This is a genomic window from Flammeovirga sp. AWQ4_249 (genome assembly GCF_056161045.1).
The window spans coordinates 1-497 of the sequence record NZ_JBSWYJ010000122.1 but is presented as its reverse complement, the minus strand read 5'-3'; the positions used below and the strand labels follow the sequence as shown (position 1 = coordinate 497).

Here is a 497-nt window from a genome sequence, read left to right as displayed (position 1 = left end):
TCTCCTACTTCTGTAGCATCAAGACCTTCTCTTTCTACTTCTGGAGAAACTCTGAATCCTACTGTCACTTTACAGATTTTCACGATAATGAAAGTCATTAATGCCGACCAGCTAACTGCTGCTGCTAAAGCTAAACCTTGGATTCCTAATTGGCTTACCATATCTGTTACACCATGACCTCCAAAGAACTCAGTTCCTAAGATGGCCACTAATAATGTACCTAAGATACCACCAACTCCATGTACTGCAAATACATCTAAGGCATCATCAATTTTCAATTTCTCTTTGATCACATCAACCATGTTGAAACATACAAATGCTGCTACAACACCAATGATTACGGCTCCTGTTGGTCCAACATTTCCTGATGCGGGAGTCACTGTCGCTAATCCTGCAATCATACCTGTTACGATTGAAATTAGGGTTGGTTTGCCGTTTTTGATCCACTCTAATGCTACCCAAGTAACACAAGCTGCTGCTGCTGCAAGGTGAGTCAC

The 497-nt window shown here is 41.6% G+C and carries 1 protein-coding gene; it reads right to left on the bottom strand.

Features of this window, described 5'->3' with window-relative positions; translation table 11 throughout:
- Nucleotides 1-497 (bottom strand): ammonium transporter (locus ACXAHM_RS26345; RefSeq protein WP_474967068.1); only part of this gene is annotated, 497 nt, incomplete at both ends.